This window comes from Shewanella sp. Koi 1, from assembly GCF_052907445.1.
On the sequence record NZ_JBREJM010000001.1, the window covers coordinates 4546277 to 4560940 of the forward strand.

Sequence of the window (14664 nt, forward strand, 5' to 3'; positions counted from 1 at the left end):
TCTGGGAGTTATTTTGCAATGTTTTTACAAGTCACATTACTAGCATTTACTGCATTGCTGCCAATGGTTAACCCTCCAACAACGGCAACTTTACTGCTTGGCTTAACCAATGGTCGGGATCCAGCCTATGTTCGGCAACAGGTAAATATGGCGTCTATTTGGCTATTTGTAACGCTATGCGTCACCTTTTTTATTGGCTCATCAATTTTGAACACCTTTGGGATTTCTATCCCGGGTCTGAGATTAGCAGGTGGATTAATTATCGGGGTTATAGGGTTTCGTATGCTATTTCCATCACCAGCTGCCGATACAGGTCAGCAAGTCCATGACGGTATTGCGTTTGTACCGTTAACCATCCCCAGCATGTGTGGGCCCGGCACCATGGCGTTAGTAATTAGTGGTGCTGCGCAGATTTCTGATATTCCGAATGATTACGACAGAACACCGATTTATGCCGGTATGGTGGCTGCCTTTGCTTTGATAAGCCTTACTAGCTGGGTTGTGTTACGAATGGCACAACCTGTTTGCCGGTTTATGGGGAAAGCAGGGATAGATGCTCTAACACGAATAATGGGCTTTTTGCTTATCAGTATGGGAATGCAATTTATGATTAATGGCGTGAAAGAGTTGCTAACTGATCCAGCATTCCAGACGTTATGCGCGCAGTGATTATAGGAAGCTGTCACAATATTCATTATTGCGCACTTTTTGCCCTGTGCTACGCTTAACTCTTGGTTAAATCGGACCTTCAGAAGAGATGGAGCTTATATGGTGCAAAGAATGATAAAGGCAGCAACTTTGGTAATGGCGATATTTCTGCCGCTGACATATGCGGATGATACCGCTGTCGATCCGTTGAAAGCGGAAGCAGAAGTTGACGATGGACTGAAGAAATTCGGCTATATGACAGGTCTTGCACTCGGTTGTGTGGCGTCTGAGCAAAAGGCTGCTCTGGAACGTGAAGCAATGGACATTAACAACGAAATCTCTCGCACACTTGGCGGTGACCGTGCCTTTTTATTTGCAGCAAGTTTTGGCTATGGCAGCAATATCGAGCTCAAAGTGGACGAGTGTGTCGAAGTCCTGAAGCGTTATGAAGAACGGATTGCGTCCTTTCGTAAAGGAAAAGGAGCATAACCATGAAGACTAAGGTCATTCTGCTCTTACTGGCGTTGGCACTATGTTCCAGCGGCTGGTCGCCTCTTGCAAGTGCCGGCCGGTGGGAGGTTCGTCAGGAAATCCGTGAAGGCATCAGAGAAGTAGAACGTGAAAAGCGAGAAGCCAAACGCGAACTGATGCGCTGTAAAACTAGGGAATGCGCCAGACGTGAAATTCGCGAAGGTTACCGTGAGGTCAGCAGAGAGAAACGTGAAGCCCGGTACGAGATCCGCCGTGAATTGCGTGAAGCTCGCCGTGACAGATGGAATGACGACAACGATATTTTAGGCGGCGTGATTGTTGGCGCTGCAATTATCGGTGTCGCCTCAGCCATTGCAAATGACAATGATTAAGCTGTTGAAAAGGCGCTTGTGTTAACCGCCCCTTGAGGAGACATTATGCTGAAAATCTGTTCGAGCCTGCTAATTTAAGTTCGGTTCCCAAAGATTGGTCTGAGATGAAATTCATATCTGCTTTGAAGTTAGCAGGATTTAGCGCAGAAGATATTTCAGATTGGAATAGCGCGGGATTTTTATTTGAAAGATGCCTCAAAATGAATCAAAGAAAAGTTTAGTGCATAAGAAACAAGATGCTGGCGCAGTTCAGGATTCGATCTTGATGATGCAATAGAAAGCTGTAATAAGGGTATGCCCATATCGAAAAGTGGTGAAGTTACTTGTTTTCGGTTAGGTGTACTAGCTTAGGCTTGAGCTGACAGTTGCCCAGGATGTAGGGCTTGTGAACGCTTTCATGAGCTCGCAGAATAATTCTATTTAAAAGATGGACTTGTTACGTCTGCTCTGCTACTTGCGGTAGATCCAAGATCTGTTACTCAGGCTCGAGTGGGCTCCTAAACGTCAAAATACCTATTTAGAGTATTTGGAACCGCGATTAGGGTTTCGCCACATAATGACCTTCCCTTCTCTTATAGCTGTAGCCCGTTTGGGAGCGCAGCGTCTCCTGTTTCATGAGACTACTATACGGTTTTTCCGCAGCCCTCTCTTTTTTCGTGTAAATTCTTGTGGATATAGCTTTTTCTTCTGCGGGCTGTTATAAATTTAGAGCATTTTAAAGTGGATGGAGAGCCCAATGTACGATGGAAAATATTTTAGGTTAGATGGTTCGATAGCACTAGTTACTGGAGCCGGATCTGGGATAGGTCGTAGTATTGCTGAAACTTTTGCTGGGGCTGGTGCAGCCGTGTGTGTTACCGATCTAAACGCTAATGATGCCGAAGCTGTGGCAAAAGGTATTGTCGATCGCGGTGGTAATGCAATTGGTGTCGCTTGCAACGTAATGGAAGAATCTGATCTGGCCGCAGCCGTTGATCGAACCGTCGAAGAATTCGGGGGGCTGACAATTCTCGTCAATAATGCCGGCGGTGGTGGTCCCAAACCTTTCGATATGCCCATGTCTGAAATGCATCGCGCGTTTGAACTGAACGTGTTTTCCGTGTTTAGACTCTGTCAACTTGCTGCACCACATATGGATAAAAACGGCGGTGGAGCTATTTTAAACATTACCTCGATGTCCGGCGATAACCGCAACAAGCGGATGGCGTCCTATGCATCCTCGAAAGCCGCCGAGAGTCATTTGACGCGTAACATCGCCTATGACCTAGGGCCGATGAATATCCGGGTCAATGCGATTGCTCCAGGTGCCACAAAAACTGCGGCGTTAAAATCAGTCCTAACCCCTGAGATTGAACAGTTGATGCTGAAAGGGACTCCGCTAAAGCGTCTTGGTGAACCGCAGGACATGGCTAACGCGGCATTATTTCTTTGCTCGCCAGCAGCAAGCTGGATCAGTGGGCAGGTATTGACTGTCTCAGGCGGAGGTTTGCAGGAACTTGACTGAACAACCTTTAATGCATGAGTTAAGTTCATAATGTCGAAGGAAAAACGTATGGTCACCAGACAGTTTTGGATCTTGGCGCTGCTTATGAGCGTCATGACGGTTTGCTCAATATCAGCGACCGAGCGCCCCAAAATTGGTCTGGCCCTGTCCGGTGGTGGAGCCAAAGGCGCCGCTCACGTGGGTGTGCTGAAAGTTCTCGAGCAAAACCGTATTCCGATAGATTACATTGCCGGCACATCAATGGGAGCATACGTAGCAGGTTTATACGCGTTGGGCTACAGTGCTGACCAGATTGAATCGATTATGCTGTCACTGGACTTCAACACCGGATTTTCCGATGACATTCCCCGCAACGATCTCAATTATCGTGACAAGCAGTTCTCCGACAGCTATCCCATTGAACTTAAAATCGGCTTTCGCGATAGTGAATTGCGCTTTGCCAAAGGCGCACTGCTAGGCCAAAGTATGGCGTCATTGCTTCGGCGCTCCATTGGCACAGTCTCGGAAGTGTCTGACTTCGATTTACTGCCAATCCCCGTGCGCTTTGTTGCGACAGACCTAACCGACCGCAGCGAAGTGGTATTGCGAAGCGGTAACCTTTTAGAAGCGATGCAGGCCAGTATGACCGTTCCAGGAGCCTTGGCACCAATTGAGCGCGACGGAAAACTTTTGGTTGATGGCGGTATGGTCAATAATATGCCAGTCTCGGTCGTTAAAAGTATGGGCGCGGATATCGTGATTGCCGTAGATATTGGCGCGCCACTGAAAGAAAAAGATGAACTAAAATCCGTGTTTGATGTTCTGGATCAGCTCAGCGGCTATCTGACTAACCTGTCCAGAGACCAGCAGGTCGCCCTGATGACAGAAAATGACATACTGATCCAGCCCAACGTCAAAGGGATAGGCACCAGTGATTTTGATTCCATGCCAAGCCTGATCCCAGAAGGTGAACGCGCAGCTAGGAACCATCTTGCTGCTTTGCTGCGTTATCGTCTAGATGAAGATACCTATCGTAACTATTACTTGGCTAAGCAGATTAATCGTGCCAACTGGATTAGTACACAGCCCCCGGTGGTAGCGGTCAAGCTTAACAATCAAAGCTGGGTGAGAGATGATGTGATTCGCGATGTGCTTGCGGTTAAGCCGGGTGATGTGATCAATGACAATGAGATAGAGCAAGCCATCGCTCGACTGTACTCACTAAATCACTTTGAACGGGTTGATGCCTTCCTAGCACAAGGGGAACAGGGTCCAGAACTGGTGGTAAAAACCCGGGGTAAAAACTGGGGGCCTAACGTGTTCGACATGGGGTTGCGCATTGAGGATAACCTAGAGCAACAGCTTGATTTGGCTATTGATGCGGCCCTGACGGTGAACGATCTATTTGATGCTGGCGGACAATTGCGACTTGAAGCTGATATAGGCAGCATCAAGCGTTTAGGCACCGAGTGGTACCAACCGATTGATGATCTGCAGCACTACTTTGTTGTCGTTGAAGCGGAAGCTGAGCGCAAAGAGTGGAATGCGTTTGAGCAAATCGAATCGTTTCCTTTTGTCCGAATTGAACGGAATCGCTATAGCGCGGCGTTAGGTGGAGGCATTAATATCGGACGAAACGCCCAACTAAAGATGGTCTACCGATATGAAGATGGAAACTACAGCGCCGTTGCAACCAACACTCTGGATAAATTAGGCGATTACTGGTTCTATGGGCCGGAATTGGTCTTTGGTTATGATTCACTTGATCAACCAATGTTTCCCAGTCGCGGGCAGCGTTTGTTCGCTCAAGTTAGCCATCTCAACAGCAGCAGCAACTTGATATTTGACAGTGCGCCTTGGCGGCGAAGCAAATTCTATGCCTTTGACTTGGAGTGGATGGCAGCGACACACTTTGGCCCGCACAATTTTATCGTGAAGTCGGAGTTTGAGATGCTCAGTGAGGATCTGCTTACATTGGCGCGGCTAAACTCTATCGGCGGATTCTTGAACTTGTCGGGCTTTTCAAAAGACAGCTTGTTTGGCAGTCATAAATTATTGTTTGGGGGGATTTATACCTATGACTTAGGCCGAGAAATACTCGGTATTTCCTCCCCCTTTTACTTGGGCGCTTCGCTTGAGGCTGGAAATGTGTGGCTGCTTCGGGATGATGTTTCGATGAACGACCTCATCTATGCTGGAAGTGTGTTTATCGGCATGGAGACTGGTCTAGGCCCCGCTGCATTGGCTTTTGGTCACGCAGATACTGGTGATAGCAGCTTTTACTTGTTTCTGGGTAAACAGTTTTAAGGAAATGCTTAAACTTCCTCAAACCATAATCTATTTCTGGTTCAGCCAGAATAAGATCTGCGAAATTTCATTTTGCAAAGGCGAATATAGAGTAAGTGAAGAATGTGCAAGTCAACAACATCTTTGAAATTTTTGCATCATCATCTCAATATGTCCGAACTTAGGCATTGCTCTGTGAAACACGAGTAAAATGGCGTAGCCTTAGTGGCGAGTTAGTGCTAATTTTTAAAGTGAAATATTCTAACTTGGCAGCAATTTGACATTGCTACTAATTGCCACTAAATGAAGCACATTTGTCGTTTGGAATAACTTGATCTATTTCGTCAACTACAAGTAAGTCAATAATCAGTAAACAGTTGATAGCTTCTACGTCCTACTTCTCACGCACTAAATTAGAGCTAACTAAACTAGAAACCACAACCGCCATGTAAAAAACGCCAACGATTGACTCTAAGTATACTAAGGTCTTCGCGATCGGAGTAACAGGACTGATATCGCCATAGCCAAGAGTAGTTAATGTGACGAAGCTAAAATAAGCGCTATTAGAGAAATTATCTTCCCACTTAATTGCTTCCAATCCATGAAAAGATAGTGGATCTAATTCGACTAAAATCAGGTAGGCCACCGCCCACATTAATCCTAGTAATAAAAATAATGCGACTGAACCAATAAGCTTATTGTCATCGATTTTACCTGAGAATAAAATTTGCCTAACTAATGATTGGAAGGTGCCACAGAAAAATATCAAGGTCAGAGCAAGCATCAGTAGGTTCGTCTCTTGAACATTAAGTGCATACTGAATCACTGTCGCACCTATCCATGTAACTACCAGCCCTCTTAAAAAATGCGTCCACTTTCGGTCAAACTGCAAGCTAACAAAACAAACTATAAAGATAATAATGATTATGCCCCGCATCACATATTCCATTATATTATCTCGCAACAACTGCACTAGAGAGGCGGAGATTAACAGCATGATTAACGCTAGTGTTAAGTAGATAAAGTTATTTTTCTGACTTATTTTTTGCGTAGTTCTGCTGAGCTTCATCGCTTTCATCCTTTCGCTTTGATCATTATGTATTGGTATGTTTTATTGAATAATATCAGGAAATATGTGATTTTTAACATATATTAATTAGCATGTTATCGTTATACTTAACAATAGGTCATGAAACAACATTCAGGTGCTAAACGTGGATATCAAAGTGAAGGATTCCTTATTTGGAGCGGGAATTAACGGAGCCATCAATGGCTACATCGCCAGTTACCATTTTAAGGGAATGGATAGTGTCCCCATATCGCTAAACATGATAACCAATACTGAGGTGACAGTATGGGGGCAAGCAGTGTCTCTTACATTTGGTTTAGGGATTATTTTATCGCTTATTACTTCAAAGATTTTTTTTCATCAACTAAAAAAATCCCACCCACAGCATATCAATAAGCTACAAAGCGGTTTTTGGTCTCACCTTGTTCCTATTGCAGTAACGCAGGCCGCTGCACTATTTGGTTGGTTTGTCGCACTTGCGGTTATCTGGACCAAATATGTAGGTGAAGTGTCTGTCTCTTCTTCGACAGCTGTTGGACTAGTTGGCCTATTTGCCTTCATCATCACAATTGCTGTAGAAGTCAGAACTAAGAAAAGCATCATCTATAAAAAGGTCAATTTACTGGAACAACAATAAGAGTACATGTGTAAAGGAACACAAAATGTCAGAAAATAATAGCCAAACGAGTTCAGAGCAAGACGATAAAAAAATCAATCAAGCTCGTTCATTCACATACTACATTTTTGCCTTATTTGCCGTTCTTTGGCTTTACACTCTATGGGCTGATCGAATCACTCCTATGACAGACCAAGCTCGAGTGAATGGTCAATTGATCCGTATTATTCCTGAAGTCTCGGGCCCTATTTCAGAAGTCCATATTGTCAATAATAGTTCAGTAAAGGCGGGAGATGCGCTTGTTACTATTGATCCACGCCCATTTGAATTAGCTGTTAAAGCTGCAAAGTTTGATTTGCAACAAGCTGCGCAATCTTATGAAGCCGATTCAGCAGCTATCAGTGTCGCTCAGGCGAATGAAGTTGCAGCTCGGGTTAAGGTTGATAATGCGAAGAAAAACGTAGAACGTAATCGCGTTTTGGCAGAAAAAGGTACTATCAGCCAAGCTTCGATGGACGACATCATTGCTGAATTGGAGACTGCGCAAGCGGGGTTAGCTCAAGCGTCATCTGCATTAGAAAAAGCCAAACAAGAGTTTGGTCCCAGAGGAATAGAGAACCCAGAAATACAATCTGTTCTTAACCGACAGGAGCAAGCCCTACTCGACCTCAATCGCACTAAACTTCTTGCTCCTGCTGATGGTGTAATTACTAATATGCATATTGCCGTTGGCGATTATGCAAGTACTGGGCAACCTGTTCTCACGTTTATCAATAACAATAACCTGTGGTTGACCGCCATGGTGAGAGAGAATTCTCTTGCTCACTTGAAGTTAGGCGATAAAGTTAAAATTGTGTTCGATGCCTATCCTGGCGATGTATATGAAGGGCAAATCTCTTCTATCGGTTGGGGAAGCAGCGGTAATGGTAGCCTTGCACAAGATACCAGTAATGGATTAATGACCTCACCAACAAGCAGCTCAAAAGCACAACGTTTCCCCGTTAATATTGAGTTCACCAAATTACCTGAAGATCTTGAGTTAAGATATGGTGGCCGCGCAGTTGTTGGTTTCTATCCTAATGAAAACTACCTAGGTGAAAGACTGCAAGATTTGTGGATCTGGGCATGGAGTTACATTAGCTATGTATCGTAGTGCAGCAAATCCAATCATAAGGGTTGCGGTATTCCCTGTGCTATTGCTGTTCTGGCAATACGTTTTTGGAACAGATTTGCCCTTATTAGCACCTGCGATGTGTGCGGTTTTTCTGACCACGACTCATGAACCTCCACCTGTTATTATGGTGTTTATTATGGGCGGTATTCTGTTCGTTACCGCTTGGTTTCAAGCGTTAATGAGTGAGTTGTTGAGCGATTATGCTCACCTCTATTACCTCTTCTTGTTTGGAGTCTTTTACTGGTGCATGGAGCGAACCAAGAAGAATTCGCAAGACGTGTTTGCAATCTTACTGATAGTGTCTACGACGATGATTGCAATATTTACCCAACAAAAGGGGATAAACGTTGAGCAAATTCCGATTGCTCTGCTAGAAAATATTTTTATCGCAGGTTTTACTGCATATTTGGCTTATTTCTTATTTCCTGGTGGTGAGCCACTTTCGACGAATATCGTCTCTGTTGCATCAACAACTAAATATTTGCTCGATTGGCAAACGCTGCTCAAAGCCATCATTGTTATGACCATGATGGTATGTACTATCCAGCTGGATTTGGAGCAAAGTACGATTATTACTATCATTGTCGCGTTAATCATCAAGGACCCCGACCCAAGCATTGGTAAAGATTACGGTTTAAGAAGATTACTGACAACATACGCTAGCGTATTGTATGCAATTCCCCCTTTAGTGATGAGTTTAATGCAAGTCAATCTTGTGGGAACCTTGGGCGTTGCATTGGTTAGCGCATTATTTATGGGGATTAATGCCGTTTCGAAGAAAGCCAGTTATAACTCGATTCAATTGATGTATTCCAGTTATGTCGTTTTGGTGTTCTACGGAATTACGTCAACGAGCATCAGTGCTATCTCGGATGATCTTGTTCGCTTTACTTCCGTGTTTGCCGCAGTCTTACTTGGTATTATGAGTTTAATAATCTTGTATCCCAAAACACAAAAATAACATGCCAAAGCCAAGCAGGGTTTTTACTTGGCTTTTAATTATTTAAATATCAAATTATTTAAGCTGATATCTATTTTATAACATTAGAGTTATGGCGTAACATCTACATCTTAAATGTACGATATATAAGCTAGTTAGCCCACAAAAGTTAGACTATATTAAAATCTTCTAAATACAGAATAAATTTCAGTAAAAAAATTCTTGGTGGTAAATTGCTAATGAATTTTTAACTTTAAACTATTTTGGGGCATAAGCTAGTTAGCTCTTAATACACACTACACTTCGCCAACTAATTGTGTATTTAGGTGTCAATAAGCCTCTCCGCATTGCCCATTTTTGCTCTATGCCTTTAGTCGCAAAAACAGGGTATCACTGCCATAGCATTGGTTAATGTGATCGGGTGTAAGGATTAGCGCTGGCTTTGCTGTTGGCGGATTGAACAAGTCTAATTGGCTATGTTTTTCGCTCGCTAAATCAATCAAACTTACGCTTATCTTGTAATAGCGAACACCAATAGCTTAATGCGGCCACATATAAGCTTTAGTCTGCTCTTTCGTACAGTTTGTCAGACAGGGGAAATGCACTACCGTTTTATAGCTCACAGGGCGCTCATCATGGGAGAGAAATTAATCGCAAATAACAGCATAGACTTGCAAACCAAACCTTGCTTACGTGCTTTAGCTGCCACATTATCCAAATGCTTACACTAACGATTCAAAAATCAGTGATGCCCCCCCCATGCTTGTTATCGAGATAATTAATGAATAAAGAAGTAGCATACAACGCACGCCATGATTAAGGATTTAAACCAGCTTGCAGAGCTAGGAATGCTGAAAATCATTTTCAGCTCAATCCTTTAACAATTTCATGAGCTTGTTCATAAATGCGATTATGGAAAAACCGATCACGATCACAAAAATCGATCTTTTTACTGATCAACTTTTGAACACACTTGGGAGGTTAAAAAGTGAGCCCTATATTAAAGGAAGGACGCAATCACAGGAAATGGAATTCTGATGGCCAAAATAATTTTAAAGCTCCAAAAGAAGCATCAGGTGAACTTACATCCAGCAGCGAAAAAAGCTTTCGATGTAATTCAATCATTACCTGGGTTATGTAATCTGCATGCCTTACCTGCAATTATCAGGTCTGAATTTGCCTCCCAAACAATATATTGTTTGGAGCTCAAAGATTCGAAAGCCAGCATCAATAAAGCAAACCACCATACCAGAACATTTCAGTTTTATAGTCCTATCTGGGCAGCACTTTTTTGGGAAAATGGTCGCCCACCAGAAGGTACTCTTCTGGTTTTAGAAACAAATACTCAAGATCAATTGACGCCTGAAAGCGTCGAGAAAAAAGCATGGCTATCACTATTGCAACTGCTCAGTCTATCCATCAATTCTAAATATGTTTCCGCCTTTATTGATGACTGGCGTCAAGGCCTGCCAGAGCAGTTTTCACGAGAACTCTTTGGGAAGAATACACTACCTGACCAGCTATTTTGTGATTTGTTATCTATCTTGAGAGGCACTCTGGTTCAGCAGCGCCAGCGCCAGTTTCCTAAATGCCCAACATCTGACTATGTCGATATTCTCGCCGAATTAACGAAGCCATGGGAGCCCAAATAATGACTCCTCCTGCACGCAACACCAGCAAAAAATTAAAGGAATTTTTAAGCCAATATTTTGCGCCAGAGCATTTAAATCCAGAGCTCAAGCAAACGCTGTTAATGCAACTAGCCTATAGTATTCAAGCATTTCCAGCAGGCTATTGGGAACAATTCGAACTAATAGATAGACTAGTAAAAATTCTGATAACAAAAATGCCTTCAGGCTCTGTCAGTAACACTGAAATATTTGGAATTTTAAAGAAAAATAAGCATCTTACATCATACCCATTTGCTGCCACCATTTGTGCAGTGTTACCCCCCAATGCCACACCACAATGGAGAACGAAATACACGGCATACCAATCGATTGTTCTTATCTGTTGTTTCATCCGCTATACCCATAGCCAGCAACTCGCAACCTCAGGAAATGAAAATGCATTACGCGAGCTACGTCTGGTAGCAATGGACCCCAAGCATCGAAAACTATTAGATATACTGCCAGAATTGGATGACGCATCATCAGTTGAACTACTGGTGTCAAAACTTAAAGAACTACGAAAGGAAAAATATCCTGCCCCGCAAGAATACGGCCTTGGCTACTTGGAGCTAGTGCTTAGAGAAGCAGTATCAGGGAGCAAAAGACGACGAAGAAGAATTAGAATACCTCCTATTTCAGACCCTGACACCTTCATCGAACTTAATCCCGTTGATGCATTTGAAGACGCAGGCCTTGAGGTTAAAGAACTATGTGTTGCATCCACAAAACCGACGACCGCTCAAGAACGAGATGAGGCAATATCGGTAACAGCCGGTCGAACATTTCGTATTGAAGATAATCCCTTAACGAATAAACTAAAAACAACTCCTTCCCCATCCTCAAGAGCTGTACGGGCTATACAGCATAAGTGTCTGACCGAAAAACTCGGCATTATGCAGTTATCTGTATTAGTTCAGACTAGATCTGACACATCATCTTGAAAAGATGAGAGTTACCCGTTTTGATAAAGGTGTCGAAACTTAATCAAAGCAAAAAGGTAACTCTCATGCTTCATACTAACAATCCCATCATTAAACACAAAGCTGGTTTACTCAATCTCGCTGAAGAATTGGGAAACGTGTCTAGAGCTTGTAAAGTCATGGGGCTTTCCCGTGATACTTTCTATCGCTATCAAGAGCTGGTTGAAAACGGCGGTGTTGAGTCGTTGATTAATCAGTCCAGAAGAACACCTAACCTCAAGAATCGTGTTGATGATGTAACTGAAAATGCCGTCTTAACACATGCTATCGCATTTCCTGCCCATGGGCAGTCTCGCTCTAGTAACGAGCTTCGAAAACAAGGGATATTTGTCTCCGCCAGTGGCGTGCGCTCCATTTGGTTACGGCATGGCTTAGAGAACTTCAAAAAGCGATTAAAAGCCCTCGAAGCCAAAGTCGAGCTAGAAGGGATAATCCTTTCGGATGAACAAGTTGCCGCCCTTGAGCGTAAGCAGCAAGACGATGAAGCATGTGGTGAAATTGAAACGCATCATCCAGGTTATCTCGGCTCACAAGATACCTTTTACGTTGGTAGTCTTAAGGGCGTAGGCAGGATTTATCAGCAAACCTTTGTCGATACTTACAGCAAAGTTGCTTTCGCGAAACTGTATACCACGAAAACCCCAATCACCTCGGCCGATTTACTCAACGACAGAGTATTACCGTTCTTTGAAACACAGGCGCTGCCCATGTTGCGCATTTTAACTGACAGAGGAACCGAATACTGTGGCAAAGTGGAACAGCACGACTATCAGCTGTATTTAGCAATTAACGATATAGAACACACTAAGACGAAGGCGCGACACCCGCAAACGAATGGGATCTGCGAACGGTTCCATAAAACTATTTTGAATGAGTTTTATCAGGTTACTTTCCGAAAAAAACTGTACGCTAACATGGAGGAACTACAAAAAGATCTGGACGAATGGCTGGCTTATTACAACAATGAACGAACCCATCAAGGTAAAATGTGCTGCGGCAGAACACCACTGGCCACATTAATAGATGGGAAACGGTTTTGGGCTGAAAAGAATTTAGCTCAAATCTAAGCTGACAGTAGCACCCTAAAAAATGGGTAACTGTCAGATCAGGTCTGAGCTAGTACAGCTCTCTTTAACTTGCTATTGATCGTGCTACATATAGGTTGCAAAAATGCCCTCTCCATCCCTTTGAGCTTTTGCAGTTCATGGGCTTTAAAATCCTCAGGAGTAATGCCGAAGCTCTCGAACACTCGAGGGTCTTGGGACAAAGTCGAGAACTGGGTTAAAAAAGCTTGGCTGTGGGAGGGGTCATCATCAAAGTAGCGGTCTACCAGCAGCCCTGACTCACCCTTTTGGTAAAGCCACAGGTAGAAAGCCAATTCCTTTGCGGTGAGCTTAATCTCGACGCCCAAGGTTTCTATGCTTTTGGCTTTAAGATTGACTTTTATTGACAAAGTTTGGCTTTGTCCGGCATTCAACAAGGCTACAGTTTGGCTGAATGATAGGTTTTCCATCGAAGCCAGCAGGCTAGGGTCAATGGAGTGTCGCATTCTAACAAACGGAATTTCCGCCAAAGTAACTTGGGCTTTACTGACATCTATCTCGCCTTGTCCATTCTTACCCGTGACCCATTTGGTTGACTTTGTAGGAAACCAAAAATCACGCACAAACTCAAAGTCATCATCGACAAACACATGGCTTAACGTGTCTTGATGCCGACCAAGGAGCGACATGGCATAGCCAGTGTAAAATGCCATGGTCTTGCGCCCACCCGCGAGTGATGTATGAAGCGCAATGTTGGGATCACTGGTTAACCTGAAGAGTGTCTTGGTAATGAAGTCTGCCATAAGGCTTTGGTCGTCAACGGTTTTAGCATCATCAACCTGATTACCGTCATCATCTTCAATCAACCAGATATGGGACTCATCGAAACGAAAATCGGGAAGCTGATATTCGTCTTTTAGTGCCTGTAAATGACCATCGCGAAACAGACCATTCATCAGCAACGGCTTAGCTGAAAGCGTAGTGATGACAAACACCTCCTCCGGGAACGGCTTGCCGCTCTGGTGGATGGCATACAGGGTTTCTGTAAGAACCTGAGGACTGGCCCCTATTGTTGCTAAGAGGATGTTTTTCATAACGTTCCGTGTTTTACAGGTCTTCTAGGCATCATCTTCAATCAGCTGAAAATTCTTGTACTCCCGGAAGACATCTGCTGAAACATCCTTGGATTGCTTTCCCTGCCCTGATGGCTGTACTACAAACTTGATTGAGTCCTGTAGTTGGACTTGAGATCTTTCGTAATCCTCGCCTATTGGGAATGTAAGTGAAAACGGGCTCAGTGCCTCAGCAAAATGCTCAACTATTAAATCCCGACTTTTAAAATCATCATTATCCAGCTGGGACATTTTCGCGAGAATAGCTGTATCAATCATTGTGCCGGACAACCAATAGGAGGTAGATGAGTAACCAACGCACCACCTGAGGTTGGAATCCTCGATGCATGCTTGCATAGCGGTCACGTTTTCTCCAACGTAACAAGACCCCAACAAAACCCCAGTTATATTGTATGCTCTCGATTTACTGGCTACAGCGCTGAGCGCATCTAATAGTTTTATTCCTTGAACTTTATCCTTATAGCCATGAGCAGCGATGTAAACAATGGTATTCAGGAATTTTGTTTTACAAAGACAGTCGAGCGCTTTACCGAAGCTGCTTTTATCATAAAAATTTGCCAGATACACTTCTGTGTCACCTGCTAATTTCGCTACACCATCCACAAACGGCAGCACACTGGTGCGATTAGAGTCTTCGGAGTCGATTTCCCAAGGTGCTTCCAAAACCAAAATTGCCCGAGTTGCATTTTGATGTCTTGCCATATTAAAAAATCCTTATGTAACCTACTAAATTATAATGACTTACTATGAATCATTACG

At 43.6% G+C, this 14664-nt stretch carries 15 protein-coding genes; 11 read left to right on the top strand and 4 right to left on the bottom strand.

Annotation, left to right across the window (positions count from 1 at the left end):
- Positions 1 to 18: 18 nt before the first annotated feature.
- The 5 genes from ACUZ8J_RS20010 to ACUZ8J_RS20030 all read left to right on the top strand — a co-directional run bounded on the left by ACUZ8J_RS20010 (position 19) and on the right by ACUZ8J_RS20030 (position 5301).
- Positions 19 to 669 (top strand): MarC family NAAT transporter, encoded by a 651-nt coding sequence (locus tag ACUZ8J_RS20010; protein ID WP_446694753.1) that lies wholly within the window; start codon positions 19 to 21, stop codon positions 667 to 669.
- 99 nt (positions 670 to 768) lie between these two features.
- Positions 769 to 1137 (top strand): hypothetical protein, encoded by a 369-nt coding sequence (locus ACUZ8J_RS20015; RefSeq protein WP_446694754.1) that lies wholly within the window; start codon positions 769 to 771, stop codon positions 1135 to 1137.
- A gap of 2 nt (positions 1138 to 1139) precedes the next feature.
- Positions 1140 to 1511, top strand: coding sequence for a hypothetical protein (locus ACUZ8J_RS20020; RefSeq protein ID WP_446694755.1), 372 nt, complete (start codon positions 1140 to 1142; stop codon positions 1509 to 1511).
- Positions 1512 to 2247: 736 nt separating this feature from the next.
- Entirely contained in the window at positions 2248 to 3015 is a 768-nt protein-coding gene (gene hdhA, locus ACUZ8J_RS20025; protein WP_282678427.1) for a 7-alpha-hydroxysteroid dehydrogenase, read from the top strand.
- Between the two features lie 48 nt (positions 3016 to 3063).
- On the top strand, positions 3064 to 5301 hold the full coding sequence (locus tag ACUZ8J_RS20030; RefSeq protein WP_446694756.1) for a patatin-like phospholipase family protein: 2238 nt from the start codon (positions 3064 to 3066) through the stop codon (positions 5299 to 5301).
- A gap of 373 nt (positions 5302 to 5674) precedes the next feature.
- Here the strand turns inward: ACUZ8J_RS20030 and ACUZ8J_RS20035 are convergent, their stop codons facing one another.
- The gene (locus tag ACUZ8J_RS20035) at positions 5675 to 6349 is read right to left on the bottom strand and encodes a potassium channel family protein (protein WP_446694757.1); all 675 of its coding nucleotides are present in this window, start codon (positions 6347 to 6349) and stop codon (positions 5675 to 5677) included.
- A gap of 145 nt (positions 6350 to 6494) precedes the next feature.
- On the opposite strand from ACUZ8J_RS20035, the gene ACUZ8J_RS20040 reads away from it, so the two are divergent.
- Genes ACUZ8J_RS20040 through ACUZ8J_RS20050 form a run of 3 tightly spaced genes read left to right on the top strand, consistent with a single transcriptional unit; the run spans position 6495 to position 9100 of the window.
- Complete coding sequence (locus tag ACUZ8J_RS20040) at positions 6495 to 6986, top strand: hypothetical protein (protein ID WP_446694758.1); 492 nt, start codon at positions 6495 to 6497, stop codon at positions 6984 to 6986.
- A gap of 25 nt (positions 6987 to 7011) precedes the next feature.
- Complete coding sequence (locus tag ACUZ8J_RS20045; RefSeq protein WP_446694759.1) at positions 7012 to 8118, top strand: HlyD family secretion protein; 1107 nt, start codon at positions 7012 to 7014, stop codon at positions 8116 to 8118.
- Complete coding sequence (locus tag ACUZ8J_RS20050; RefSeq protein WP_446694760.1) at positions 8108 to 9100, top strand: DUF2955 domain-containing protein; 993 nt, start codon at positions 8108 to 8110, stop codon at positions 9098 to 9100. The genes ACUZ8J_RS20045 and ACUZ8J_RS20050 overlap by 11 nt, the downstream gene beginning before the upstream one ends.
- A gap of 258 nt (positions 9101 to 9358) precedes the next feature.
- On the opposite strand, the gene ACUZ8J_RS20055 is transcribed toward ACUZ8J_RS20050, so the two are convergent.
- A complete protein-coding gene (locus ACUZ8J_RS20055; RefSeq protein ID WP_446694967.1) occupies positions 9359 to 9427 on the bottom strand; it encodes a hypothetical protein in 69 nt (22 codons plus the stop codon).
- Positions 9428 to 10116: 689 nt separating this feature from the next.
- Here ACUZ8J_RS20055 and ACUZ8J_RS20060 point away from each other — a divergent pair.
- The 3 genes from ACUZ8J_RS20060 (at position 10117) to ACUZ8J_RS20070 (ending at position 12796) form a co-directional block, all read left to right on the top strand.
- The gene (locus tag ACUZ8J_RS20060; protein ID WP_446694761.1) at positions 10117 to 10731 is read left to right on the top strand and encodes a hypothetical protein; all 615 of its coding nucleotides are present in this window, start codon (positions 10117 to 10119) and stop codon (positions 10729 to 10731) included.
- Positions 10731 to 11690 (top strand): hypothetical protein, encoded by a 960-nt coding sequence (locus ACUZ8J_RS20065; RefSeq protein ID WP_446694762.1) that lies wholly within the window; start codon positions 10731 to 10733, stop codon positions 11688 to 11690. Before ACUZ8J_RS20060 ends, ACUZ8J_RS20065 begins: the two co-directional genes overlap by 1 nt.
- 65 nt (positions 11691 to 11755) lie before the next feature.
- Positions 11756 to 12796, top strand: a complete 1041-nt coding sequence (locus ACUZ8J_RS20070) for an IS481-like element ISShes15 family transposase (protein ID WP_011625997.1) — start codon at positions 11756 to 11758, stop codon at positions 12794 to 12796.
- 38 nt (positions 12797 to 12834) lie between these two features.
- Here the strand turns inward: ACUZ8J_RS20070 and csm6 are convergent, their stop codons facing one another.
- A complete protein-coding gene (gene csm6, locus ACUZ8J_RS20075; protein ID WP_446694763.1) occupies positions 12835 to 13866 on the bottom strand; it encodes a CRISPR-associated ring nuclease Csm6 in 1032 nt (343 codons plus the stop codon).
- 24 nt (positions 13867 to 13890) lie between these two features.
- Positions 13891 to 14607, bottom strand: coding sequence for a hypothetical protein (locus tag ACUZ8J_RS20080; RefSeq protein ID WP_446694764.1), 717 nt, complete (start codon positions 14605 to 14607; stop codon positions 13891 to 13893).
- Between the last annotated feature and the right edge of the window lie 57 nt (positions 14608 to 14664).